Below are 23,933 nucleotides of genomic sequence, written 5' to 3' on the forward strand. Positions count from 1 at the left end.
CACGCCGGGGCCCTTCGCATGGCACGGAGTGCCATAGTGCGGGCATGGACACCACGGTACGCACAGGTACGGAGTTGTTGTGGTCGGCCCTGGGCGGCGATCCCGCCCTGCTCGACCGCGTGGGGTACGGGGGCCCGGCGGGACTGCTGCCGGCCCGGCTGCCCGTGATGGAGCTGGCCCGCGCCACGGTCGCGGTCTGCTCGCTCGCCGCGGTGGAGCGGGCGGGGCTGCCGGGGCGGGTGCGGGTGGACGACGGGGCGGTGGCCACCGCGTTCGTGAGCGAGCGTCATCTCCGGGTCGACGGGCGGGCGCCGGTCAGCTTCGCGCCGCTGTCCCGCTTCTGGCGCGCCCGCGACGGCTGGGTCCGTACGCACGCCAACTACCCGCACCACCGGGCGGCGCTGCTCGCGGCGCTGGGTGTGCGCGGGGAGTCGGTGGAGGCCGTGGAGGCGGCGATCGCCGAGCGGCGGGCCGTCGAGGTGGAGACGGCGGTGTACGCGGCCGGGGGCCTGGCGGTCGCCCTGCGCACGCCCGAGGAGTGGGCCGCCCACGAGCAGGGCCGCCAGGTGGCCGCACGGCCGTTGCTGAGCCGTGAACGGCTGGACGACGCCGCCCCCAGGCGGCGCTCGGGGCCCCTGCGGGTCCTCGATCTGACCCGGGTCGTCGCCGGCCCGGTCGCCACCCGCACCCTCGCCCTCCTCGGCGCGGACGTGCTGCGCGTCGACCCGCCGCGGAACCCCGAACTGGCCGACCAGCACGCCGACACCGACGTCGGGAAGCGGACGGCCGCGCTGGACCTGGACAGCCCGTCGGACCGCCGCGCCTTCGACGAACTCCTCGACGCCGCCGACGTCCTGGTCACCGGCTACCGCCCCGGCTCCCTGGACCGCTTCGGCCTCCACCGGCCGGGTCTGGTGACCGCCCGCCTGTCGGCATGGGGCGACTACGGCCCCTGGGCCGAGCGGCGCGGCTTCGACAGCCTGGTGCAGGTGGCGTCCGGGATCGCGGTGACCGAGGGCTCGGCGGACCGGCCGGGGACGCTGCCGGCGCAGGCCCTGGACCACGGGTCCGGCTATCTGCTCGCGGCCGCGGTCCTCCGGTCGCTGACCGAACAGGACCGGGAGGGCGGCACCCGTCTCGTACGCCTGGCGCTGGCGCAGACGGGGCACTGGCTGACGACCGCGCTCCCCCGCTATGAACCGGAGCGGTACCTGACCGAGACGGACGGTCCGCTGGGGCGGCTGCGGCACGCGCTGTCGCCGGTGTCGTACGACGGCGGCCCGGCGGGCTGGTCGCGTCCGCCGGGCGTCGCGGGCGCCGACGCGCCCGTCTGGTCCACCGCCTGACCCAGGGGCCGGGTCACCGGCTTTCACCCCGCTCCGGCTTCAGGACGCCGGTCGTCAGGAGGTACTGGGCGGCGAGGTAGGTGAGCATCACCCAGAAGTCGGGCGCGGGGAGCTGGGGCCAGTCGGCGACGCCGGTCGCGATGAGCGTGTCGGAGAGCAGGAAGAGCGCTCCACCCGCGCCGGCCGCGAGGCCGAGAGAGCTCGCGCGGTAGGCCATGGCGGTGAGCAGGAGCGAGTACCCGGCGACGGGGACGCGCAGCTCGGCGGGGAGGTCGGGCCAGAGGAGGGCGACGGTGCCGACCAGCGCGACGGCGTATCCGAGACCGAGGAGGGGTGGCGTACGCCGTCGTCCGAACAGCACCAGGTAGCAGACGTGTCCGGCGGCGAAGGAGCCCATGCCGACGAGGAAGGCCCAGTCGGCGTCGAGGAGCAGGAACACGTCCCCGCCCCAGCCGAGGAGGAGGGCCGCGGTCAGGAGCTTGGGGGCGCCTCGGGTGACGGCGTACGCGGCGAGCAGCGGCATCAGCAGCGGCTTGGCGATCCGGTGGCCGAGGTCGGCGCCGGCCAGGAGGGAGACCAGGTCGGCGGCGACGGCCAGGAGGAAGGCGGCGAGGAGCGCGCGGGAGAGGCCGGGCGCCTGGGCCGGGGCGGAGGTGACGGCGGGGCTGCTCACGCGGCCGGCTCCGGCGCGGCGGGGCCGGTGGCTTCGCGGGTGTCGGGCCCCGGCTGCCATCCGGGTCCGCGGAAGACCCGTCCGGCGCGCTCGCGCCAGCTGGTGGCGGCCCGTACGTCGCGGGCGATGGCGGCGTACTCGTGGGTGGCGACGCGCAGGGGGTTGTAGGTCTCGATGTTCTTGGTGAGCCCGAAGACGGGCTTGTCGGTCTCCCCGACCCACGAGCCGAACAGCCGGTCCCAGACGATGAGGATGCCGCCGAAGTTCCGGTCCAGGTAGCCGCCCTGCGAGGCGTGGTGGACACGGTGGTGGGAGGGGGTGTTGAGGACGTACTCGAAGGGGCGGGGCAGCTTGTCGATGCGCTCGGTGTGGATCCAGAACTGGTAGACGAGATTGACCGAGTAGCAGAAGGCGATGGCGGCCGGGTGCACGCCGAGGGCGATCATCGGCAGATAGAACGGCCAGGACGTCAGGCTGGTCCAGGGCTGGCGCAGCGCGGTGGTGAGGTTGAACTTGCGGCTGCTGTGGTGCACCACGTGGCAGGCCCACAGGATGCGGATGACGTGGTGTCCGCGGTGCTGCCAGTAGTAGAAGAAGTCCTGCGCGAGCAGCATCAGCGGGATCGTCCACCACAGGACGGGGACGCGCAGGGGGGTCAGTTCGTAGACGGCGGTGTAGATGGCGACGATCGGGATCTTCCAGAGGAAGTCGAAGACGAGGCTGCCGATCCCCATGCCGAGGCTGGTGGCGGCGTCCTTGGTCTCGTACCCGGCGGCGTCCTCGTCGGGATGGAGCCGGTAGCTGATCATCTCCACGACGGTGAGCAGCACGAACGCGGGTATGGACCACAGCACGACATCGGGCAGGTTGGGCATGCCGCTGACGGTAGAGGGGGGTGTCGGGGCACGGCTAGACGTTGTTACCAACAAGTATGCGAGACGACTTGTCAGCAGGCTTTGGCACCTTCCGACAACGACGGGGACGGGCGCGCCCGCAGGGGCGGCGGCCCGGCCCGCCGGACGCCGACCGCGTCCAGCGGTGTTCCCGGCCCGTCAGACGCCGGCCGCGTCCAGCAGTGACCCCGCCGCGTACGTCACCGCCATCGCCAGTGCCCCTCCCCCCATGTTCCGCAGGATCGCCGGTGGTGCGGGGGCCGCGCCCAGGCGGGCGCTCCACCAGCCGGTGAGGGCGAGGGCTGCGAGGACCGACACCACGGTGACCCAGAGGCGGACGGAGGCGGGGGGCAGCACGATCGCGAGCAGCGGGAGCAGGGCGCCCACGGTGAAGGCGAGGAAGCTCGCGCCGGCCGCGTGCCAGGGGTTGGTGAGCTCGTCGGGGTCGATACCCAGCTCCACGCGCGCGTGGGCGCGCAGGGCGTCGCGTTCGGTGAGCTGCTCCGCGGCCTCGCGGGCGACGTCCGCGGAGAGGCCGCGGGCCGACAACAGGTCGGTCAGCTCGTCCAGTTCCTCCTCCGGCTGCTCGCGCAGCTCGCGCTTCTCCACGGCCAGGGCGGCCTTCTCCGAGTCGCGCTGGGTGGAGACCGAGACGTACTCCCCCGCCGCCATCGACATCGAGCCGGCCAGCAGACCGGCCAGGCCCGCGGTCAGCAGCGCGGCCTGGGACTCGGTGGCACCGGCGACGCCGACGACGAGGCCCGCGGTGGAGACGACTCCGTCGTTGGCCCCGAGGACGGCGGCACGGAGCCAGTTGAGACGGGAGCCGAGGCCTCCGCCGTGGGCTTCGTCGTGGACAGGGGCATCAGTCACCCCGGGAGAGTCTCATCCGTCCCGTCACCGGACGCGCACCGACCCGCCCGGGGCGAAGGCGGGGGCTGGTCGCGTCCGCCGGCACCTCCTTCAACGGGGCGGCGACCTCCTCGGCGGCCGGGCCGTGGACGGCGGCGATCGCGTCCAGGTACGGCAGGCCGACGCCGTACCGCGTCACGACGTGACTCCTCGGTCGAGGATGCAGCTCTCCAGGTACGACGGGTCGGCGCGGTCCAGCATCGACCGGGCCCGGGCGCGGATCCGGCGGTCGCTGTGCTCGCTCTCCGGCAGCATCCAGAACCGGTCGGCGCGGATGCCGTCGACGACGTGGTCGGCGACCTCCTCGACGGGGGTGAACGCGACCTCGTGCCCCGCCTCCTTCATGGCCGCCTCCCACTGGTCGAGGCCGCGGTAGGGGGTCCTGCGCGGGCGCTGCTCGGCGTACCGCTCGGGCCGGTTGCGGTGCGACTCCCACAGGCCGGTGCGCAGCATGTGCGGGCCGGGGAAGAGCACGGAGGCGCCCACGCGCGCGTGCTCCGCCTTGAGATGGGCGTAGAGCGACTCGGTCATGGTCACCACCGCCGCCTCGGCGACGGCGTGGACGGAGGCGGCGGGGAGCGGGGCGATGCCGCCGCCGGAGGAGGTGTTGACGACATGGCCGGGCTCCCCGCCCGCGAGCATGCGCGGCACGAAGGCCTGGATGCCGTGGAAGACGCCCCAGACGTTGACGGAGAAGGCCCACTTCCAGTCGTCGGGGTCGTGCTCCCACAGGGGGCCCTCGGCGCCCGATGCGACCCCCGCGTTGTTGCAGAGGACGTGGACGGCGCCGAAGGTGTCGTACGCGGCGTCGGCGAACGCCCGGACGGCGTCGGGTTCGCCGACGTCGACCGTACGGGCGAGGATCTGCGCCCCGCCCTCCATGAACTCGTCGGCCACCTCTGCGAGCGCGGCCTCCTCCACGTCGCCGAGGACCACGGCGAGGCCCTCGGCGGCGAAGCGGCGGGCCATGGCGAGCCCGATGCCGCTCGCCGCGCCGGTGACGACGGCGACCTGCCCCTCGCGCAGCTCCATCACGCGCTCCCCGCGGTCACGCCCTCCGGCGGTCCGTCCGGGATCTGGCCGGGGTCGTCGTAGCGCTGGTGTCCGGCGCCGAGGGGACAGCCCGGCAGGTCGACCCGGGAGATGCCGGCCCCCACCAGGGGCCGGGCGGTGGGCTTGAGCGGCGCCGGCAGCACGGCCGCGACCACGTCCCGGTCGGTCTCCCAGACGGCGGCCACGCCGGTGGACCAGATGCCGGGGAGGTTCGAGCTCCGCGTACGGGCCGCGGTGATCTCGGCCTCGGTGCGTGCCCCGTACCGTACTCGTGCCATGACGTACCACCCTTCAGGGACCGTCAGCGCCTGTAACACAGTCACATCGGGGCCGGGTGAGGGTAAAGACCCGCGCACGGACGGGAGTTGGGGGAAGCCGATGCCTGGCACCGCACTGAGCCGGGAGGAGGTCCTGGAGGCCGCCGCCGCCCTGGTCAAGCGGCACGGCCCGGACGCCCTGACCATGAACTGCGCGACCGCCCGCACCTGGTGGCGATGGTCCACGAAAGGGGCCTCACGGAGCGGATCTTCCTGCCCGCGCAGCGGGTTCTGGCCCAGGAGGTGCACGCGGCCGGGCTGCGCGGGGCGCGGGCGGCGGAGGTCGTCCGGGCCGTGCAGTTCCAGGTCGTCGGCTTCGTCCTGGTGGAACGCGACCGCGAGCGGGCCCCCGTCCAGTCGCCCGGCGAGGAGGCGCTCCGGGACGCCGAACATCCGGGCCCGGACGCCGCGCCGGCCCGCGCGCCGGCCCGCCCCGTCGACAGCGACCGGCTGTTCACGGCGTCGGTACGGGCCCTGGTGGACGGGCTGTTGGGGACGTCTGCGCCAGTGCCGGACAGGCCCTGACCCGGACAGGCCCTGACCCGGAGAGGCCGTGACCCGGAGAGGCCGTGATCGGGCAGGCCGTAATCGGGTGGCACGCGCGCGTGGGGCCGTTCTACGGTGAGGTCACGCGGGGACGGCTCCGCAAGCGTGCTTCCTTCTCCTCCTCTCCGAACTCCGTAGCGCGCTCACTCTCCGTCCCCGCCCCCTCTTCCCCTCCCTCTGGAGATCCCTTTTTGTCTGTGGTGTCGTCCGTCCTGCTCCGCCGTCTCCGTACGGTCTACGTCGACCAGGCCGGGCCCCGCCCCGGCGACCCCTCCACCTCCGAGGGCCTGGTCGCCCTGGAGACCGAGCTTCTGGACCGCGGCTTCGTCCCGACCGCCGAGCTGCGCGCCGCGCTCGCCTGGCTCGGACCGGCCGGGCTCGCGGAGGCCGGCAAACGGCTGCTCGGTCACCTCGACGCCGAACTGGGCGCGGACCGCCCGCACATGCCGCTGTTCCGCTCCTTCCCGGCCTCCGTCCCGGACGACACCTTCGCTCTGTACGTGGACCGGGTGTCCGCGCTGCTGCTCCAGTGGCCGACGCAACCCTGCGTGCTGTGCGGGACGCCGGGCAGCGTGCATCCCGTCTCGCCCTGCGCCCACCTCGTGTGCCGCCGCTGCTGGGACGGCGGCGACTACGCCGGCTGTCCGCTCTGCCACCGCCGACTCGACCCCGCGGACCCGTTCCTGAGGCCGTCGGCCGCCGCGACCGTCCCCGAAGCGGACGAGGAGTCCGCCGCCGGTCCGCTGCGGCTGCTCGCCCTCGGCCGCGACCTCGCCGCCGACGCCGCCAAGGCCCTGCGGACCCTGCTCGCACGCCGTACACCGCCCTCCCCCGCCGACCGCGACGACCTGAAGGTGCTGCTGGCCCACGCCCCGGCCGCGCTCGACTGGCTGCCCGCCGACATTCCCGTACGGGAGACCAAGGCGCTGCTCCTCGGCACGCTGCTGCTCGACCGGTCGACCCGGGAGGCCGTGCGGCCCGAGCTGGAGGTCCGGCTGACCACCGCCACCGACGTCCTGCGGCTGCTCGCGGTCTGGTCCGGGGGTGAGGCCGATCTGCTGGAGCCCCGCCCGTTCCGGTCGCTGCCGCGCCCGCTGCGCCGGCAGCTCCTCGGCGTCCTGGACGGGCTCGACACCGCCTCGCTGGTGGAGGACCTGCTGCGCCACCCGGGGTTGTGGAAGAAGGCGGCCGAGACGCTTCACCCCTTCGAGCGACACACCCGGCACCCGCGGGCCGCCCTGGCCTTCGCGGTCCTGCGCGGCACCTCCCTCGAGACCGGGCGGGACGCGCTGGGCGAGGCGTTGCGGCGCACCGCCGCCGCGCACCCCCGGACCACTGCTCTCGGCGCTCGGACGGCTCAGGATCCGTCACCTGCTCGGGGACCGCCGGGTGTTCTTCCCGCGCGGCAGGGTGGCGCACGCCTACACGCTGGACGACACGCGGGCTCCGCTGGCCGCCCCTGTCACCGCGGAGGTCTGCGCCCTCCTGGAGGGCGAGGTGCTGCGCCGGCTCGCGGACGCTCCCCGCTTCGACGTCGCGGTCCTCGACGCGGGCCTGTCCGGCCTGGCCGTGCCGTCGGCCGAGGGCGCCGCGGCCAAGGCTCTGGTCTCCGTGCCGCGCGGCTCGACGCAGCCGCTGCCCCGGGGCGAGGTCCTGCGGATGTTCCTCCACTGGACGCAGCCGACGAAGACCCGGGTGGACCTGGATCTGTCGGTGGCGCTGTTCGACGCGGACTGGACGTACGCCGGGCTGTGCGACTACACCAACCTGGTCCACGGCGACCGCGCCGTGGACCACTCCGGCGACCTGGTATCGGCGCCGGCCCCCAAGGGGGCCACCGAGTACGCCGACCTGGATCTGGCGGCGCTCGCCGACACGGGGGTGCGGTTCGCGATGCCCATCGTCTTCAGCTACAACAACGTTCCGTTCGAGCAGCTCCTCGACGCCTTCGCCGGCTTCATGGCCCTCCCCTCCAGGGAGGGCAGGGGCGCGGAGTACGACCCGAGGACCGTGCGGCAGCGGTACGACCTGGTGGGTGACGCCCGGATCCATGTGCCGATGCTGGTGGACCTGGAGCACCGCACCTTCCTGTGGACGGACCTTCATCTGCCGCCGTCCGAGGGCTTCCAGAGCGTGTACGCGCACAGCGCCGATCTGGGCCGGGTCGGCAAGGACCTGTACCAGTACTTCACGGCGGGGCGCACCACGCTCTGGGACCTGGCGGTCTGGCACGCGGCGGCGCGGTCGCCCGAGGTGGCGGTGGTGCGCGAGGAGGAACTGTGGCGCTATGTCCGCGGCGCGGACGAGGACGCCCCGGCCTTCGCGGCCCGGGTGCGCACGCTCGCGGAGCCTGACGACGTGTGGCCCAGGGACTGGGCGGAGGGCCTCGCCGACGGCAGGCGGATCCTCCTCGCCCTCGTCGACGGCGACTTCGTGCCCGAGGGGGCGACGGGCACGGTCTACCGGCTGCTGCCCGGTCCGGTGGACGGCTGCGGTCTCGAACAGGCCGCCGCCGGGGACCTCGTGGCCATGCTGGGCTGAGCACCACGGAGGCGGCCGCGAAGGTCGCGGGCGAACTGCCGTGAGGGCACTCGTCCGTGGGACCCGGCTGTGGGGCCGGCGGCCGCGTTACGGTCCGAAAACGGACACCGGGGGCGGCGTTGTCGGCGGCGGCCCGTATTCTCAGTGACCATGCTCGACGACCGCACGACAGCAGCGACGTGGCCGACCGCCTACCCACCGGGGTACGCGGTCGTCGACGTGGAGACCACCGGACTCGCCCGGGACGACCGGATAGTGTCTGCTGCCGTCTACCGCCTGGACGCCCAGGGCAATGTCGAGGACCACTGGTACACGCTCGTCAACCCGGAGCGGGACCCCGGGCCGGTCTGGATCCACGGGCTGACCACCGAGACGCTCCAGGGGGCTCCGCTCTTCCCGGAGATCGCCGCCGAGTTCTCGGCGCGTCTCGACGGCCGGGTCCTGGTGGCGCACAACGCGATGTTCGACTGGTCGATGATCGCCCGCGAGTACGCCCGCGCCGAGCGCACGGCGCCCGTGCGCCAGCGGCTGTGCACCATCGCCCTGTCCAAGGAGCTGTCGCTGCCGCTGCCCAACCACAAGCTGGAGTCGCTGGCCGCGCACTTCGGTGTGGTCCAGCAGCGGGCCCACAACGCGCTGGACGACGCGCGCGTGCTGGCCGAGGCGTTCCGGCCGAGCCTGCACGCCGCGGCGGAACGGAACGTACGGCTGCCGCTGCTGGAATGCCGGCCGCTGACGGAGTGGGCGCCTGCGCCGGTCACGCCCCGGATCGGCCACCAGTCCTCGTACCACGCGAACGGCTGGCGGCCGTCCCGGAAGCGTCCGCCGTGCCCGTACCCGAACCCCGGACGTTACGAAGCGGACAAACCGCTCAAGCAGGGTATGAGGGTGGCGTTTTCGGGCGACACCTCCATCGACCGTGAGCTCCTGGAGGACCGCGCCGTCGAGGCGGGGCTCCACGTGGCGACGAGCGTCTCCCGGCTGACGAGCCTGCTGGTGACGAACGACCCGGACGCGGTCACCTCCAAGACGGTCAAGGCGAGGTCCTTCGGCACGCCGATCGTCGACGAGGCGGGCTTCACCCAACTGCTGCGGGACGTCGCCCCGGCAGACGGGTGAACGGCCGGGCGTGCCGCGCGCCCTTCGTACGCCCCGGGACGCACCCTGTGGCGCATGGCACGTTGTGAGGTCTGCGGAAACGATTACGGCATGTCCTTCGAAGTGCACGCGCAGGGCGCGGTGCACGTCTTCGACTGCTTCGCCTGCGCCATTCACCGCATGGCGCCCATCTGTGAGCACTGCCGGGTCCAGATCATCGGCCAGGGCGTCGAGGTCCAGGGCAAGTGGTACTGCGGCGGTCACTGCGCCCGCGCGGAGGGAAAGGCGGGCATCGTCGACCACGTCTAGGACCTGGCGGATCGTGGCCGGGCCGCGGCCCCGGGCCCCTCGGTCGGGTGAGTGTGGTCCGGATCACGTACGCGGCCGCGGGCGTCCCACCCCGATGTTCCGCCCGTGCGGACCCGGCCCCCTCCGGCACCCGCCGCGAGGAGGCCCCTCGCGACGTTGTACCGTCGACGACGTGTACCGCTTCCTGTTGTCCCGGCAGTGGGTGATCCTCACCCTCGTCGCCCTCGTCCTCATCCCCGTGATGATCGAGCTGGGTTTCTGGCAGTTCCACCGGCACGAGCGCCGGGTCGCCCAGAACACCCTGATCGCGGACAACCTGAAGGCGAAGCCCGTCCCGATCGAGTCGCTGACCTCCCCCGGGCACACCGTCCCGCGCGCCGACTTCTGGCGCCGGGTGACCGCCACCGGCACCTTCGACACCGCGCACGAGGTCGTCGTCCGCCGCCGGACCAACGCCGACGACCGGGTCGGCGTCCTCGTCCTGACCCCGCTGGCGCTCCGGGACGGCCGTACCGTCCTCGTCAACCGCGGCTGGGTCCCCGCCGCCCCCGACCAGAAGTCCTACCCCGAGGTCCCCCCTGCTCCCAGGGGCGAGGTCACCGTGACCGGCCGCCTCAAGGCCGACGAGACGACCGGCGCCAGCGGCATCAAGGACCTGCGCGGGCTGCCGGACCGTCAGGTCATGCTGATCAACAGCAAGCAGCAGGCGGAGCTGCTGGGCCGCGAGGTCCTCGGCGGCTATCTGGAGCAGACGGCGCCCGAACCGGCCGGTGGCTCCCCCGAACTGGTCCCCGAGCCCGACCACGACTCGATCGGCGCGCACATGGCGTACGCCGTGCAGTGGTGGCTCTTCGCCGCCGGCGTGCCGGTCGGCTGGTTCGTCCTGGTGCGCCGCGAGAAGCGCGATCGCGAAGCCGAGGCCCGTGCGGACGGCGGCGCGGGAACTCCGGAGCCTGCCGCCGCTGCGGTGTAGCCCACTGCGGTCGGCGGATTGACCGTCGGTGCTTTCGGGAACACGCCAGAGCGTGACGCAACGTATCGACGACTACGCCCTCATCGGGGATCTCCAGACCGCCGCGCTCGTCGGACGCGACGGCTCGATCGACTGGCTCTGTCTGCCGCGCTTCGACTCGGCCGCCTGCTTCGCCGCGCTCCTGGGCGACGAGGACAACGGCCACTGGCGGATCGCGCCCACGGGCGCGACGACGTGCACCCGCCGTGAGTACGCCGGTGACACCCTTGTCCTGGAGACGTACTGGGAGACCCGCACCGGCACCGTCAAGGTCGTCGACTTCATGCCGCAGCGCGACAAGGCGCCCGATGTGATGCGGATCGTGGAAGGCGTCAGCGGCAGCGTGGAGATGAGCGCGGTGCTCAGACTCCGCTTCGACTACGGCTCGGTCGTGCCGTGGATACGGCGCACCGACGGGCACCGGGTGGCCATCGCCGGGCCCGACTCGGTCTGGCTGCGCAGCGAACCGCCCGTGAAGACCTGGGGCCAGCAGTTCTCCACCTGCTCGACCTTCACCGTCGCCGCCGGTGAGAAGGTGGCTTTCGTCCTCACCTGGCACCCCTCGCACGAGCCGCGGCCGAAGCTCATCGATCCGTTCGTCGCGCTGGAGCAGTCCCTGTCGGAGTGGCGGGCCTGGTCGTCACGGTGCACCTACGAAGGCCCGTACCGCGAGGCGGTGATGCGCTCGCTGATCACTTTGAAGGCGCTCACCTACGCTCCGACGGGCGGCATCGTGGCCGCCCCCACCACCTCCCTGCCGGAGGAGATCGGCGGCGTGCGGAACTGGGACTACCGCTCCTGCTGGCTGCGCGACTCCACGCTCACCCTCGGTGTGCTGCTCGCGGCCGGCTATGTCGACGAGGCGGCGGCGTGGCGCGACTGGCTGCTGCGCGCGGTGGCCGGCGATCCGGCGGATCTGCAGATCATGTACGGCCCCGCCGGTGAGCGGCGGCTGCCCGAGATGACGCTCCCCTGGCTGCGCGGCCACGCCGACTCGGCGCCGGTACGGATCGGGAACGCGGCGGTGGAGCAGTTCCAGCTCGACGTGTACGGCGAGGTCATGGACTCGCTCTACCGGGCGCGGCAGGCGGGCATCCCGGCGCAGCGGCACGCCTGGAACCTCCAGCTGAGCCTGCTCGGCTTCCTGGAGTCGACCTGGCGCGAGCCGGACGAGGGGCTGTGGGAGGTCCGGGGGCCGCGCCGCCACTTCGTGCACTCCAAGGTGATGGCCTGGGTCGCGGCCGACCGGGCGGTGCGCACGCTGGAGGCCGACCCGTCGCTGCCCGGGGACGCGGCGCGGTGGCGGGTGATGCGGGACGAGATCCACGCGGAGGTCTGTGAGAAGGGGTACGACTCCCGCCGCAACACCTTCACGCAGTCGTACGGTTCGCGGGACCTGGACGCGGCGACGCTGCTCATCCCGCAGGTCGGGTTCCTGCCGCCGGAGGACCCCCGGGTGGTGGGGACGGTCGAGGCGGTGCGCAAGGAGCTGACGCAGGGCGGGTTACTGCGCCGGTACAGCACCGAGGGCGTCTCGGTCGACGGCCTTCCGGGCAGCGAGGGAACGTTCCTCGTCTGCTCGTTCTGGCTGGCGGACGCGCTGTGGCTGATCGGGCGGGAGGACGAGGCGCGGGAGCTGTTCGAGCGGCTCCTGGAGCTGCGCAACGACGTGGGGCTGCTGGCGGAGGAGTACGACCCGGTGGCGCGGCGGCAGCTGGGGAACTTCCCGCAGGCGTTCAGCCATGTGGGGCTCGTGGGCACCGCCCTCGCGCTGCCGTGGACGGAGACGGCAGGATAGGTCCATGGATCTTGGACTGAAGGACCGTGTGTACGTGGTGACGGGGGCGACGCGGGGGCTGGGCCGGGCTTCGGCCGAGGCGCTGCTCGCCGAGGGCGCGAAGGTGGTGATCACCGGGCGCGAGGAGAAGCCGGTCGCCGAGGCGGTCGAGGAGCTGGGTCCCGGCGCCGCCGGGGTGGCCGCCGACAACGCCGACCCGGAGGCGGCCGCGCGGGTGATCGCCGAGGCGCGGTCCCGCTTCGGCCGCTTCGACGGGATCCTGGTCAGCGTGGGCGGCCCGCCGCCGGGTTTCGGCGCGGACAACACCGACGAGCAGTGGTCGTCGGCGTTCGAGACGGTCTTCCTCGGGGCGGTACGGATGGCCCGGGCGGCGGCGGAGACGCTGACCGAGGGCGGGGTCATCGGCTTCGTCCTGTCCGGCTCGGTCCATGAGCCGATCCCGGGCCTGACGATCTCCAACGGCCTGCGCCCGGGCCTCGCCGGTTTCGCGAAGTCCCTCGCGAACGATCTGGGCCCGCGGGGCATCCGGGTCGTCGGTGTGCTGCCCGGTCGCATCGACACCGACCGGGTCCGGTCCCTGGACGCCCTGTCGGGCGACGCGGACGCGGCGCGCACGGCGAACGAGTCCCACATCCCGCTGCGCCGCTACGGCACGCCGCAGGAGTACGGCCGTACGGCCGCGTTCCTGCTGTCGCCGGCGGCCTCGTACGTGACGGGCGTCATGGTCCCGGTGGACGGCGGCGCCCGGCACGGCTTCTGAGGCGGCGTACGCCGGTCCCCGTCAGCCACGGGCGGTCAGTTGACGCGGCGGGCCCGGTGCTTGACGGCGCGCAGGCGGGCCTCGGTCGGCAGCGAGGACAGGCCCGTCGAGGTGCGGGCGTGGGCCAGGGCTTCGCCGGTCAGCGTGGTGAGGGTCTCGCCGGGGGAGGCGTACGGCTCCAGCGACAGGGCGACGCGGGCGCGGGGGGCCGTGCGGCGGCCGGTCAGGGCGACACGGGCGCGGGCCACACCGTCCTGCGCGGCGGCGTCCGCCTCCAGGACGTCCTCCAGGGCCCGGCCGCGTACCGCCGCGCCCTCCCCGTCGCCCGTGTCGACGAGGACCTCCGCCAGGCGGGCCCGCCGGAACTGGGCGACCAGCCACCACAGGGCGAGCAGCACCACCAGCCCGAGGGTGGCGATGACCGCCGGCCACCACCAGGCGTCGTCGCGCCAGCGCCGTCGGCCCGACTCGCTCAGCAGGACGTCGGACGGTCCGGACCAGGGCCACCACGACGGCACCGGCAGGTCGAGTCCGGCGGCGGCGACCGCCCCGCCGACGACGACGAGCAGCAGCCCCGCGAGCCCGAGCACGATCCGGTTGACGCGCCGGAGAACGACCGTCATGCCCTCATCCCTTCCTCGGCGACCGGCCGACCCGGACCGTCAGCGCCGGTGGACGGGCGAGCCCGAGTCCGTCGACGCCGGTGGCCAGCGCGCGCTCCAGGTCGGCCCGTACGTCGTCCAGTTCACGGAAGTGCGAGACCGCTCGCACCGCCGCCTTGCGCCGCCTCATCCGTACCCGTACGGACTGCACGCCCGAGACCTCCATCGCCCGGTCCCGCAGGGCGAGGGCGGCGGCCTGCCGGTCGAGGCCGGCCCGTACGTCCGCGTGTTCGCGCCGCATCGGCAGCACGGACCGCAGGCCGGGCGTGGCCGCCAGGAACAGGAGCCAGGCGCCGAGGAGCACGGCGGCGAACGCCCCGGCCAGGATCCAGGCGTTGTCCAGCGGGCGGGTGGCCAGGCCGTCGGCGAGTTCGCGCCGCCAGCGCATGGCCGTGCGGTCGGCCCGTACCGCCGCGACGTCGTAGAGGAGCAGGCCCGCGCCGCCGAGGACGGCAGCGGCGACGAGCGCCGCGGGGATCCTCCGGACGGCCCAGAAGCGGCGCACCGGGACGGGCGCCGTGTCCTTCAGTACGGGCACGGCCTCGGGCCCGGGGCTCCCGGCCGTCCTGGTTTCGGTACTCATGCCAGCCTCCCCCGGGCCGCGCCCTTGGCGGTGCGCGGGGAGTGCAGCCGCTCCACGTGGACGGCCACCTCGGGCACCTCCATGCCGACCAGCTCCCTCACCCGCCGCACGACCTGTCCGCGCACGGCGCCGCACTGCCGGCCGAGGTCGGAGGGGTAGGGCAGCTCCAGGCTCACGGCCACGCGTGCGGTGCCACGGTGCACGACGACCGAGGCGTGCGGTGCCGAGCCGCCCTTCGGCACGGTGTCGAGCGCCTCCCGTGCCGCCTGTGCGGCGATCTTCGCGACGACCCGGTCCGCGATCGTCGTCGCGCCGCGGGCCGCCGCCCCCACCTGATCGGTTGTCACACCCGGTCACCTCCGCCGTTCGCCACGCTCACGACCCCTGAAGAGGTCACCGGGTTCGAGATCCCCGTCGAGGAACCGACCGGCGATGAAGCCGACCGCTCCCAACGCCGCGACCAGCAGGAACGCCCCGAAGCCGCCGAAGTATCCGGCGAAGCCGAGGGCCATTCCGGCCACCAGGCCGACCATTGCCATGTTCATACCGACCCCTTTCGCCGGGTGTCGCGCGGCTACTGGAGCCGCTGCTCCGGTTCTTCTTCCTCTTCCTCGGGCAGCTTCACATCGCTGACGGCGATGTTCACTTCGACAACTTCCAGGCCGGTCATGCGCTCGACGGCGGCGATCACGTTCTCGCGGACGTCACCGGCGACATCGGAGATGGAGACGCCGTAGTCGACGACGATCTCCAGGTCGAGGGCGGTCTGCACCTCGCCGACCTCGGCCTTCACACCGCGCGTGACACCCGATTTCGTGCCGCCGCCACCGGGGACCTTCTCGCGGACGGCGCCGAAGGTGCGGGAGAGCCCGCTTCCCATGGCGTGGACGCCGTCGACGTCACGGGCGGCGAGGCCGGCGATCTTCTCGACGACTCCGTCCGCGATCGTGGTCCGGCCCCGGGTGGCGGGGGCGCCGCCGCGCTTCGTCATGGACGGTTCGCCGGGGTTTGCCTCACTCATGGCCGTTCATCCCTTCCGGGCAGTTATTGGCTTCTTTGCCCACATTAAGTGTGCTTGCCCGGTCTCGCGCCGTGGATGCGGCAGGCTGGGGCAATGACTGAGGGTTGGGCGACGACGGTGCGAGAGCGCCTGGGCCCGGGCAGGCTGCTGCCGCTCGGGGAGGCGACGGACGGCGCGTGGCTGACGGAGCGCGCGGCGCGGACGGTGCTGCTGCGGGCAGCGGCGGCGGTACGAGGGGTGGTGCCGGGGCCGTTGCGGGTGGCTCTCGTGGCACCGGGAGAGGAGGCGCCGTTCCCCGTACCGCCGGGCGGGCTGCCGCCGGGGCCGCTGCGGATCACGGCGGCGTTCGCGGCGACGGCGGAAAGACCGCTGCCGGTCGTCGCGGAGGAGCTTCGGGAGGCCCTGTTCGCCTCGGCGGCGGGTGAGTTGGGGCTCGGGGTGGTGGAGGTGGACCTGCGGGTGACGGGCCTGGTGGAGGACCCGGCGGCAGGCGGGCCGGAATCACCGGCCCCCGCTCCCCCACCCGGGCGAACCTCGCCGGCCGCGGACGACCCCGCGGCGCTCGCGGCCCTCGCGGTCGAGGGTGTGGCGGCCCTGACGGACGTCCTGGGCGCGCCGGTCCACCGCTCCGAGGGCCGGCTCCGGGTGGAACTGGCGGTGACGTCCGGCCACCGCGCCCTGGACGTGGCGAGGTCGGTCCGCACACGGCTGATCGCGTCCGCGCCGGAGGCGACGGCGGTCACGGTGCTGGTCTCGGAGATCCGCTGAGGCGGGGCGGGCGGGACGGGGCGACGCCCGGCGCAGGGGGCCCGGCGCGGCGGGGGCTCCCTCCCGCCGGGCCTCCGGTGCCCGGGTCAGTCGCCGAGGCCTGCGAGGTCGCGGAGGCGGCGGGCCTGGGCGGCGCGTTCGGCGGTGCGCTGGTCCTCGTAGGTGCGGCCGGAGGCGGCCTGGAGCAGGGCCTTGGTCTCGATCACCGCGTCGCGCGGTGCCGCGAGCAGGGCGGCGCTCAGGTCCCGTACGGCCGCGTCGAGTTCCGCGCCGGGCACGGCGATGTTGGCGAGGCCGATGCGCTCGGCCTCGTCGGCGTGGACGAAGCGGCCCGTGGCGCAGATCTCCAGCGCCCGGGCATAGCCGACGAGCGAGACGAGCGGGTGCGTGCCGGTGAGGTCCGGCACGAGGCCCAGGCTGGTCTCGCGCATGGCGAACTGCACGTCGTCGGCGACGACCCGCAGGTCGCAGGCGAGGGCGAGCTGGAATCCGGCCCCGATGGCGTGCCCCTGGACAGCCGCGATCGACACGATGTCGCTGCGGCGCCACCAGGTGAACGCCTCCTGGTACTCGGCGATGACCGCGTCCAGGTCATCGTCTGAACCACGTGCCAGGTCCAGGAAGGACGGCTCTCCGTCGAAGCCCTCGGGCGTGAACGCCTGCCGGTCGAGTCCGGCGGAGAAGGACATGCCCTCGCCACGCAGGACCACGATCCGCACGCTGCCGGGCAACGACCTGCCGGCCTCCGTCAACGCCCGCCACAGAGCGGGAGACTGAGCGTTGCGCTTCGCCGGATTGGTCAGCGTCACCGTGGCAACGGCGTCCTCGACGGTGAGCCGTACACCGTCCTTGTCGAACACGAGCACAGAGTCGAGCGAAGTCATGGGGCGCCTCCGGTTCCGGTGCAGCACTGCTAAGTGACTGCACAGTAACCACCCGGTCGATCGCACGGTCGACCGGGTGGCCACCGTGGGAAACGGTGGACCGGACGAGCCGCGCCCCGATGTCAGGCCGAGGCCGCCTTCTTGCCCCGTGTCGCTCCGCCGCGTCCACGCAGCGTGACTCCGGACTCGCTGAGCATCCGGTGGACGAATCCGTAGGAACGGCCGGTTTCCTCGGCCAGCGCCCGGATACTCGCACCGGAGTCGTACTTCTTCTTCAGGTCTGCCGCGAGCTTGTCGCGCGCGGCGCCGGTCACCCGGCTGCCCTTCTTCAGAGTCTCGGCCACCCGTGCCTCCTCATGGGAAGTGCGCTCTGGACTTCTCATGATCACCCCTTCCGGACGTCCTGGCCACCCATTCGACAAGGTCTGTGCCGTGAGGTTTGCGGACAGCAAAGCCGACACCACGACCGGAAGCACTTATTCCGCAGGGCTTGATCGCCGCTTCGACCTGTGTCCGGACAGGAAGTGCCAGGTCAGCGCCGTACGCGGGGGAACGAGCACGGCGCGGCCCTGGCGGAAGGATTCCGCAGAGAGCCGCGCCGAGGGGATGAGACGTCCTCACTCAGATGAAGGATCACCCATGAGCCGAATGATCCAGGCCGGAATGATCAGGCGAGGGCCACCAGGTCCGCGTAGTCGGCGCCCCACAGGTCCTCGACACCGTCCGGGAGCAGGATGATCCGCTCCGGCTGGAGCGCCTCGACCGCCCCCTCGTCGTGGGTGACGAGCACGACCGCGCCCTTGTAGGTGCGCAGCGCGCCGAGGATCTCCTCACGGCTCGCGGGGTCGAGGTTGTTGGTCGGCTCGTCCAGGAGCAGCACGTTCGCCGAGGAGACGACGAGGGTCGCGAGCGCGAGCCGGGTCTTCTCACCGCCGGAGAGCACCCCGGCCGGCTTGTCGACGTCGTCGCCGGAGAAGAGGAAGGAGCCGAGCACCTTGCGCACCTCGACGAGGTCGAGGTCGGGCGCGGCGGACCGCATGTTCTCCAGGACCGAGCGTTCCGGGTCGAGGGTCTCGTGCTCCTGGGCGTAGTAGCCGAGCTTCAGGCCGTGGCCCGGGGTGACCTCGCCGGTGTCGGGCTGCTCGACGCCGCCGAGCAACCGCAGCAGCGTCGTCTTGCCGGCGCCGTTGAGGCCGAGGATGACGACGCGCGAGCCCTTGTCGATGGCGAGATCCACATCGGTGAAGATCTCGAGCGAGCCGTAGGACTTGGACAGGCCCTCCGCCGTCAGCGGAGTCTTGCCGCAGGGCGCGGGGTCCGGGAAGCGGAGCTTGGCGACCTTGTCGGAGACCCGGACCGCGTCCAGGCCCGAGAGCAGCCGCTCGGCGCGCTTGGCCATGTTCTGCGCGGCGACGGTCTTGGTGGCCTTGGCGCGCATCTTGTCGGCCTGGGAGTTGAGGGCGGCGGCCTTCTTCTCGGCGTTCTGGCGTTCGCGCCTGCGGCGCTTCTCGTCGGCCTCGCGCTGCTGCTGGTAAAGCTTCCAGCCCATGTTGTAGACGTCGATCGTCGAGCGGTTGGCGTCCAGGTAGAAGACCTTGTTGACGACGGTCTCGACGAGGTCGACGTCGTGGGAGATGACGATGAAGCCGCCGCGGTAGCTCTTGAGGTAGTCGCGCAGCCAGACGATGGAGTCGGCGTCGAGGTGGTTGGTGGGCTCGTCGAGGAGGAGCGTGTCCGCGTCGGAGAAGAGGATCCGGGCCAGCTCGATCCGGCGGCGCTGACCACCGGAGAGGGTGTGGAGCGGCTGGCCGAGGACGCGGTCGGGCAGCCCGAGGGCGGCGGCGATGGTGGACGCCTCGGCCTCGGCGGCGTACCCGCCCTTGGTGAGGAACTCGGTCTCCTGGCGCTCGTACTGCTTCATCGCCTTGTCGCGGGTCGCCCCGGCGCCGGTCGCGATGCGCTCCTCGTTCTGCCGCATCTTGCGGAGGAGGACGTCGAGCCCGCGCGCGGAGAGGATGCGGTCGCGGGCCAGGACGTCGAGGTCGCCGGTGCGCGGGTCCTGCGGGAGGTAGCCGACCTCGCCCGAGCGGGTGATGGTGCCGCCGGCGGGCATGCCCTCGCCGGCGAGGCACTTGGTGAGGGTGGTCTTGCCCGCGCCGTTGCGGCCGACGAGGCCGATGCGGTCGCCCTTGGCGATGCGGAAGGAAGCGGACTCGATGAGGATGCGGGCGCCGGCGCGCAGCTCGATGCCGGAAGCGGTGATCACGGACAGACTCCAGGGCGGGTATGGACGGCGGAAGGGCTCTCGGGCGGTTCGACGCCGCTAATGCGCGAGGAGAATGGCCATACGGCCAGTCTAACGGGCCCTTGCAACTGGTTTTCGGCCATGCCTCCACGGGCGGGCAGACCGGGGCCTTTCTCGTGCTCTCGACAAAAGGGGCGAGAGGTGCCGAATTCCTCGATACTCGGCGCAGAGCGGCGGCCACCGCCGTGACGGAGACGCGGAGGGCGGTGGGCATGCGGTTCGACGACGACGCCGGCCTGGACACCACGGAGGTGCGGGACGTCCGCGGCAGCCGCATCCCCGGCGGGAAGGCCACCGTCGGCGGCGGTGTCGTCGGACTGATCGCGCTGGTCCTCGGCGTCCTCTTCGGGGTGGGGCCCGAGGAGCTGGGGCTGTCGTCCGGGGAACCGGAGCCCGCGGCGACCTCGTCGAGCATGGCCGAGGTGGAGCGGAGCTGCCGGACGGGCGCGGACGCGAACGCCCGCGAGGACTGCCGGATCGTGGCGGTCGTCAACAGCGTGCAGGACTTCTGGCGGGCGGAGCACGCCCGGCGGGGCGGACGGTACGGGGACGCGCGCACGGTGATGTTCACCCAGCGGGTCGGTACGGCCTGCGGCACGGCCACCTCGGCGGTCGGGCCGTTCTACTGCCCCGCCGACCGCCGGGTCTATCTGGACCTGGGCTTCTTCGACGAGCTGAGGACCGTCTTCGGGGCGAGCGGCGGCCCGTTCGCGCAGGCGTACGTGGTGGCGCACGAGTACGGCCACCATGTGCAGAACACGATGGGCACGCTCGCCAGGTCCCAGGACGGCCGGCAGGGCGCCGGATCGCCCGCCGTACGGGTCGAACTGCAGGCGGACTGCTACGCCGGCGTGTGGGCGCACCACGCGACGACCACACCGGACGAGAGGACCGGCCGGCCGGTGCTGACCCGGCTGACGGACGCGGACATCCGGGACGGGCTCGACGCGGCGGCCGCGGTGGGCGACGACCGCATCCAGGAGAGGCTTCAGGGCCGGGTGACGCCGGAGAGCTGGACGCACGGCTCGGCGGCGCAGCGGCAGCGGTGGTTCCTCACCGGCTTCGAGACCGGCGACATGGCGCGGTGCGACACCTTCCGCTGATTGTCGGCGGCGGCTGCGAGACTGAGACCCAGGTCACATTCCGACGTGGACGACGAGAAGGAGTGATCGGGATGGCTGAGGGACCCCACATCTGTCCGGCTCTGGCGTACGACGACGCGAAGGCGGCGATCAAGCTGCTCACCGAGGCGTTCGGCTTCACCGACACCGCCGTGTACGAGGGCGAGGACGGCAAGGTCGTGCACGCCGAGCTGTCGTACGGCAACGGCATGGTGATGCTCGGCAGCAAGGGCACCGGCAGCGAGTTCGACAAGCTGATGACCGGTGCGGGCCCGGCCGCGGTCTTCGTCCACGTGGACGACGTGGACGAACACCACGCGCGGGCCGTGCAGCACGGGGTCGAGATCGTGATGCCGCCGACGGACCAGGACTACGGCTCGCGGGACTACATCGCCCGGGACGCCGAGGGCAATGTCTGGAGCTTCGGGACGTACACGCCGGGGGCCGCCGACTAGCGACGGCCCGCTCCCTCGTTCAGCCCCTTCCGGTGTGGACCTGGAAGGCCGCCCGGCGGACGGCCTTGGCCAGGGCCGGGTCGGGGTGCGCGGCGGCGAGGGCGACCAGGACCTGGACCGTGCGGGGGTGGCCCACGGCGCGGACCTCGTCGAGCAGGGCCGGGACCGTGCCCTGCACGGCGGAGTCGAGGTGGCGTACGAGCAGCGCGCTCTCGCCGTGGTCGGCGACGGCCGCGGCGGTGTCGACCCAGAGCCAGGTGGCCTCCTCACGGGTCAGCACGTCGGGTGCGTCGTCGGGGTCGGCCCCGTCGTACTCGGCGAGCCAGAGCAGGGCGTACGGACGGAGCGACGGCTCCTCGACGGCCGCCCGGACCTCGGCCTCGGCGGGGGCGCCCACGACCCGGAGCGCCTCGAAGGCGAGGCCGCGCAGCAGGGCGTCCTCGCCACGGGCGACGGCCAGGAGTTCGGTGACGGCGCTGGAGAGCGTGCGGGCGGCGAGCCACGCGCGGTACTCGTCGCGGGCCGGTCCGGGGGTGAGGCGGGCACAGCCTCGCAGCATGTCCTCGGCGGACTGCTCGATGTTGCCCGCCGGGCTCTGGGCGGCGACGCAGATCTGCTCCAGCTTGACCCAGACCGCCCAGTTGCCGAGCGGGGTCAGGGTGGCCTGGCCCGCGCCCAGGGTGAGGGCTCCGACGGCGGCGAGGCCCTCCAGGGCCCAGTCGAGCAGCGCGGGGAGTCCGTCGGTGGCGGCGGCGGACGCGGCGGCGCCCGCGTCGGCCGGGGATCCCTGGACGGGGACCTCGCAGCGCTCCTCGCGCAGCTCGTCGACGCGTTGCCGCAGCAGGTCGAGGAGGGCCGGGACGAGCACGGGTCCGGCCGAGAGCTGGAGCAGGGAGAGGACCTGGGGGACGGCCTCGACGACCTCGGCGACGGCGCCGGCGGGCACGCCCTCGGGCGCGGGGTGGACCAGGGACCAGGCGTCGAACAGAGCCACCCAGCCGCGCAGGACGGCGGAGTCGTCCCTGTCCCAGGCGTGCAGCCGCCAGCCGGGGCGCGCGGTGGCGCCGTGGAGTTCGACGAGTCCGGCGAGCCGGGCGCGGTCCCAGCCGGCCCTGACCTGGTCGGGCGTCAGGTCGAGTGCGGCGGCGGCCCGTTCGTGGGCGGAGACGGCTTCGGGGCCGGCCGGAGCGGTGAGGTCGGCCTCGCGGTCGACGGCGGCCCAGCGGGCGATCCGTACGGCGTCGGCGAGGACGGTCCGTGCCTGGCGGGCCAGTTCCGCGCGGGGCGGAGTGCCCTCGGGCGGCCGCGGCGCCGGCCGGGTACGCCGGGTCGTCACGGCCCGTCGGGCGGTGGCCAGTGCCCGCGGACGGACGAGTCGGAGTCTGGAGTTGCGCGCCAATTGCTCATCAGGCTTTCGAGACGTCACGGGGGCAGTCTTCCCGCTGACGGCCCGAAAGCCCAATCGGAACGGGGATCACCGTCATACGCGCCGTGACGGACCGGTCCGGGGCGGGCTACAGCAGGGGGGTGAGAAAGCGCCGCAGGGCCTCTTCGTAGCGGAGCGGGTCGGCGTTCCACATGGCGGCGTGCGGGGCCTGCCGTACCGTCTGGAGGCTGACCAGGTCGGGGCGGCCCGCGGCGAGTTCGCGGGACGGTTCCCAGGGCGCGATCGTGTCGTCGGGGCCGTGGAAGACCAGGGCCGGCACGCGCAGGGCGGCCGGGTCCGCGACCGCCCGGAGCCGGTCGCCGCGCAGGCCCGTCCTGCCCTGGGCGGCGCGGACGGCGAGCGGCAGCAGCGGGCCGGGGACCCGGCGGGCCGCGGCGAGGTTGCGCAGCGCGGCCTCCTGGTCGAGGACCGGGGAGTCGAGGACGACGCCGCGGATCCGGTCCCGTACGCCGGAGTGGGCGGCGGCGTGCAGGGCCATCGTGGCGCCGGTCCCCCAGCCGTGCAGCACGACCTCGCCGGCGCCCCGGCGGACGGCGTAGCGGATGGCCGCGTCGACGTCCCGCCACTCCGAGTCGCCGAGGTGGCCGACGCCGTCCGGGGAGCGGGGCGCGCCTTCGTCGCCGCGGTAGGCGACGCACAGGACGGGGATCTGCCGGCGGGAGAGGAAGGGGACGAGATTGAGGGGGTGCCGGCGGGTGGTCCCGAGTCCGTGCAGGGCGATCACCCAGGTGGGGCGGGAGGCGGGGATCAGCCAGCCGGGCAGGGTCCCGAGCTCACCGGGGATCTCGACGTCCTCGTACTCGACACCGAGCGCGGTCCGGGGGGTGCCGGAGTGCAGCTCCGGGGTGAGCCGGACCCGGGCGCCGGGCCGGAGCGTGCCGAGCTCGACCCGCTCCAGACGGCGCACGACGGTGTCCGCGGTGTGCGGGACCCGGTCGAGGACCGGCCCGACGAACCCGTGGAAGTCGGGGCCCTCGATGCCGTACGTGCCGGGGCGCAGGGAGGCGAGGCTGCGAGTGAGGGTGACCCGGCCGGGGCCGGTGGCGTGCACGGTGAGCCGGGGGTCGCCGGGCAGGGGCCGTCCGGACGCCGCCTGGAGGGCGGCGTCGCCCGCGTACCGGCCGGCCGCCACCGCGGCCGCGCCGACACCGATCAGAGTGGTGACGGCCGCTGCCGCCGCATGAGCCGGGCGCACCGTCCCAGTGTGGTCAGGACGGGGTCGGGCCGCCACCCGGTGGACCCGTACGGCGCCACGTGAGGGTGACGTGGATCACTTCGGGGGGTCCCCCGGTCGGCTGATCCGGTCCGTCGGCGTCCACGTGCTGACACGGGGCGCGAGGGGCGCGAGTGACGGATGTCCGGTCCGCCCCGTAAGGACATGGCTTACCCCGGGTCGCACGGGTCCACATCGTGGACGCGCGGGCCCTCC

Annotated in this window: 26 protein-coding genes and 2 pseudogenes; 12 read left to right on the top strand and 16 right to left on the bottom strand. The window is 73.5% G+C overall.

The window, feature by feature from the left end:
• The first annotated feature begins 44 nt into the window (after positions 1-44).
• A complete protein-coding gene (locus ACWDX6_RS18175; RefSeq protein ID WP_451485898.1) occupies positions 45-1,346 on the top strand; it encodes a CoA transferase in 1,302 nt (433 codons plus the stop codon).
• 13 nt (positions 1,347-1,359) lie between these two features.
• Here the strand turns inward: ACWDX6_RS18175 and ACWDX6_RS18180 are convergent, their stop codons facing one another.
• The 6 genes and pseudogenes from ACWDX6_RS18180 to ACWDX6_RS18205 form a co-directional block, all read right to left on the bottom strand.
• Positions 1,360-2,079, bottom strand: a complete 720-nt coding sequence (locus ACWDX6_RS18180) for a lysoplasmalogenase (RefSeq protein WP_451485899.1) — start codon at positions 2,077-2,079, stop codon at positions 1,360-1,362.
• Positions 2,016-2,894, bottom strand: a complete 879-nt coding sequence (locus tag ACWDX6_RS18185; RefSeq protein WP_451485900.1) for a sterol desaturase family protein — start codon at positions 2,892-2,894, stop codon at positions 2,016-2,018. Before ACWDX6_RS18185 ends, ACWDX6_RS18180 begins: the two co-directional genes overlap by 64 nt.
• Positions 2,895-3,071: 177 nt before the next feature.
• A complete protein-coding gene (locus ACWDX6_RS18190; protein ID WP_451485901.1) occupies positions 3,072-3,785 on the bottom strand; it encodes a VIT1/CCC1 transporter family protein in 714 nt (237 codons plus the stop codon).
• Positions 3,778-3,963, bottom strand: coding sequence for a hypothetical protein (locus ACWDX6_RS18195; RefSeq protein ID WP_451485902.1), 186 nt, complete (start codon positions 3,961-3,963; stop codon positions 3,778-3,780). Before ACWDX6_RS18195 ends, ACWDX6_RS18190 begins: the two co-directional genes overlap by 8 nt.
• Positions 3,960-4,856, bottom strand: a complete 897-nt coding sequence (locus ACWDX6_RS18200; RefSeq protein WP_451485903.1) for an SDR family NAD(P)-dependent oxidoreductase — start codon at positions 4,854-4,856, stop codon at positions 3,960-3,962. The genes ACWDX6_RS18195 and ACWDX6_RS18200 overlap by 4 nt, the downstream gene beginning before the upstream one ends.
• Before the next feature lie 71 nt (positions 4,857-4,927).
• Positions 4,928-5,155: pseudogene (locus tag ACWDX6_RS18205) on the bottom strand (acetoacetate decarboxylase family protein); the annotation flags it as partial.
• A gap of 216 nt (positions 5,156-5,371) precedes the next feature.
• Between ACWDX6_RS18205 and ACWDX6_RS18210 the strand changes: the two are divergent.
• From ACWDX6_RS18210 to ACWDX6_RS18245, 8 genes and pseudogenes are all read left to right on the top strand, one after another.
• Positions 5,372-5,719: a hypothetical protein gene (locus ACWDX6_RS18210; RefSeq protein WP_451485904.1), complete on the top strand. Its 348-nt coding sequence runs from the start codon at positions 5,372-5,374 to the stop codon at positions 5,717-5,719.
• A gap of 464 nt (positions 5,720-6,183) precedes the next feature.
• A pseudogene (locus tag ACWDX6_RS18215) lies at positions 6,184-6,363 on the top strand (RING finger family 4 domain-containing protein); the annotation flags it as partial.
• 766 nt (positions 6,364-7,129) lie between these two features.
• Complete coding sequence (locus ACWDX6_RS18220) at positions 7,130-8,281, top strand: hypothetical protein (RefSeq protein ID WP_451485974.1); 1,152 nt, start codon at positions 7,130-7,132, stop codon at positions 8,279-8,281.
• 144 nt (positions 8,282-8,425) lie between these two features.
• Entirely contained in the window at positions 8,426-9,400 is a 975-nt protein-coding gene (locus ACWDX6_RS18225) for a DEDDh family exonuclease (protein ID WP_451485905.1), read from the top strand.
• 54 nt (positions 9,401-9,454) lie between these two features.
• The gene (locus tag ACWDX6_RS18230; RefSeq protein WP_451485906.1) at positions 9,455-9,688 is read left to right on the top strand and encodes a hypothetical protein; all 234 of its coding nucleotides are present in this window, start codon (positions 9,455-9,457) and stop codon (positions 9,686-9,688) included.
• A 172-nt stretch (positions 9,689-9,860) separates the two neighbouring features.
• Positions 9,861-10,661, top strand: coding sequence for an SURF1 family cytochrome oxidase biogenesis protein (locus ACWDX6_RS18235; protein WP_451485907.1), 801 nt, complete (start codon positions 9,861-9,863; stop codon positions 10,659-10,661).
• A gap of 52 nt (positions 10,662-10,713) precedes the next feature.
• On the top strand, positions 10,714-12,498 hold the full coding sequence (locus ACWDX6_RS18240) for a glycoside hydrolase family 15 protein (protein WP_451485908.1): 1,785 nt from the start codon (positions 10,714-10,716) through the stop codon (positions 12,496-12,498).
• Positions 12,499-12,502: 4 nt separating this feature from the next.
• Positions 12,503-13,258: an SDR family oxidoreductase gene (locus ACWDX6_RS18245; RefSeq protein ID WP_451485909.1), complete on the top strand. Its 756-nt coding sequence runs from the start codon at positions 12,503-12,505 to the stop codon at positions 13,256-13,258.
• 35 nt (positions 13,259-13,293) lie between these two features.
• On the opposite strand, the gene amaP is transcribed toward ACWDX6_RS18245, so the two are convergent.
• The 5 genes from amaP to ACWDX6_RS18270 are packed head-to-tail and all read right to left on the bottom strand — an operon-like array spanning position 13,294 to position 15,524.
• Entirely contained in the window at positions 13,294-13,881 is a 588-nt protein-coding gene (amaP, locus tag ACWDX6_RS18250) for an alkaline shock response membrane anchor protein AmaP (protein ID WP_451485910.1), read from the bottom strand.
• Positions 13,882-13,885: 4 nt separating this feature from the next.
• Positions 13,886-14,503, bottom strand: a complete 618-nt coding sequence (locus ACWDX6_RS18255) for a DUF6286 domain-containing protein (protein ID WP_451485911.1) — start codon at positions 14,501-14,503, stop codon at positions 13,886-13,888.
• Entirely contained in the window at positions 14,500-14,850 is a 351-nt protein-coding gene (locus tag ACWDX6_RS18260; RefSeq protein WP_451485912.1) for a hypothetical protein, read from the bottom strand. Before ACWDX6_RS18260 ends, ACWDX6_RS18255 begins: the two co-directional genes overlap by 4 nt.
• A gap of 6 nt (positions 14,851-14,856) precedes the next feature.
• Positions 14,857-15,048, bottom strand: a complete 192-nt coding sequence (locus tag ACWDX6_RS18265; RefSeq protein WP_451485913.1) for a hypothetical protein — start codon at positions 15,046-15,048, stop codon at positions 14,857-14,859.
• A 29-nt stretch (positions 15,049-15,077) separates the two neighbouring features.
• The gene (locus tag ACWDX6_RS18270; RefSeq protein ID WP_451485914.1) at positions 15,078-15,524 is read right to left on the bottom strand and encodes an Asp23/Gls24 family envelope stress response protein; all 447 of its coding nucleotides are present in this window, start codon (positions 15,522-15,524) and stop codon (positions 15,078-15,080) included.
• A 93-nt stretch (positions 15,525-15,617) separates the two neighbouring features.
• On the opposite strand from ACWDX6_RS18270, the gene ACWDX6_RS18275 reads away from it, so the two are divergent.
• Entirely contained in the window at positions 15,618-16,292 is a 675-nt protein-coding gene (locus ACWDX6_RS18275; protein ID WP_451485915.1) for a hypothetical protein, read from the top strand.
• 86 nt (positions 16,293-16,378) lie between these two features.
• Here the strand turns inward: ACWDX6_RS18275 and ACWDX6_RS18280 are convergent, their stop codons facing one another.
• The 3 genes from ACWDX6_RS18280 to ACWDX6_RS18290 all read right to left on the bottom strand — a co-directional run bounded on the left by ACWDX6_RS18280 (position 16,379) and on the right by ACWDX6_RS18290 (position 19,442).
• Positions 16,379-17,176 carry an enoyl-CoA hydratase/isomerase family protein gene (locus ACWDX6_RS18280; RefSeq protein ID WP_451485916.1) on the bottom strand — a complete coding sequence of 266 codons (798 nt, stop codon included), beginning with the start codon at positions 17,174-17,176 and terminating at the stop codon, positions 16,379-16,381.
• Positions 17,177-17,298: 122 nt separating this feature from the next.
• Positions 17,299-17,520 (bottom strand): helix-turn-helix domain-containing protein, encoded by a 222-nt coding sequence (locus ACWDX6_RS18285; RefSeq protein ID WP_006123601.1) that lies wholly within the window; start codon positions 17,518-17,520, stop codon positions 17,299-17,301.
• Positions 17,521-17,843: 323 nt separating this feature from the next.
• The gene (locus ACWDX6_RS18290; protein ID WP_451485917.1) at positions 17,844-19,442 is read right to left on the bottom strand and encodes an ABC-F family ATP-binding cassette domain-containing protein; all 1,599 of its coding nucleotides are present in this window, start codon (positions 19,440-19,442) and stop codon (positions 17,844-17,846) included.
• Positions 19,443-19,693: 251 nt separating this feature from the next.
• Between ACWDX6_RS18290 and ypfJ the strand changes: the two genes are divergently transcribed.
• Together ypfJ and ACWDX6_RS18300 are read left to right on the top strand one after the other, a co-directional pair.
• Positions 19,694-20,584 (top strand): KPN_02809 family neutral zinc metallopeptidase, encoded by an 891-nt coding sequence (ypfJ, locus tag ACWDX6_RS18295; RefSeq protein WP_451485918.1) that lies wholly within the window; start codon positions 19,694-19,696, stop codon positions 20,582-20,584.
• A gap of 71 nt (positions 20,585-20,655) precedes the next feature.
• On the top strand, positions 20,656-21,057 hold the full coding sequence (locus tag ACWDX6_RS18300) for a VOC family protein (protein WP_451485919.1): 402 nt from the start codon (positions 20,656-20,658) through the stop codon (positions 21,055-21,057).
• 19 nt (positions 21,058-21,076) lie between these two features.
• Here the strand turns inward: ACWDX6_RS18300 and ACWDX6_RS18305 are convergent, their stop codons facing one another.
• Both ACWDX6_RS18305 and ACWDX6_RS18310 read right to left on the bottom strand, forming a co-directional pair.
• A complete protein-coding gene (locus ACWDX6_RS18305; RefSeq protein ID WP_451485920.1) occupies positions 21,077-22,483 on the bottom strand; it encodes a hypothetical protein in 1,407 nt (468 codons plus the stop codon).
• 88 nt (positions 22,484-22,571) lie between these two features.
• Positions 22,572-23,699 (bottom strand): alpha/beta hydrolase, encoded by a 1,128-nt coding sequence (locus ACWDX6_RS18310; RefSeq protein ID WP_451485921.1) that lies wholly within the window; start codon positions 23,697-23,699, stop codon positions 22,572-22,574.
• Positions 23,700-23,933 lie beyond the last annotated feature (234 nt).

The organism is Streptomyces sp. NPDC003027 (assembly GCF_053591435.1).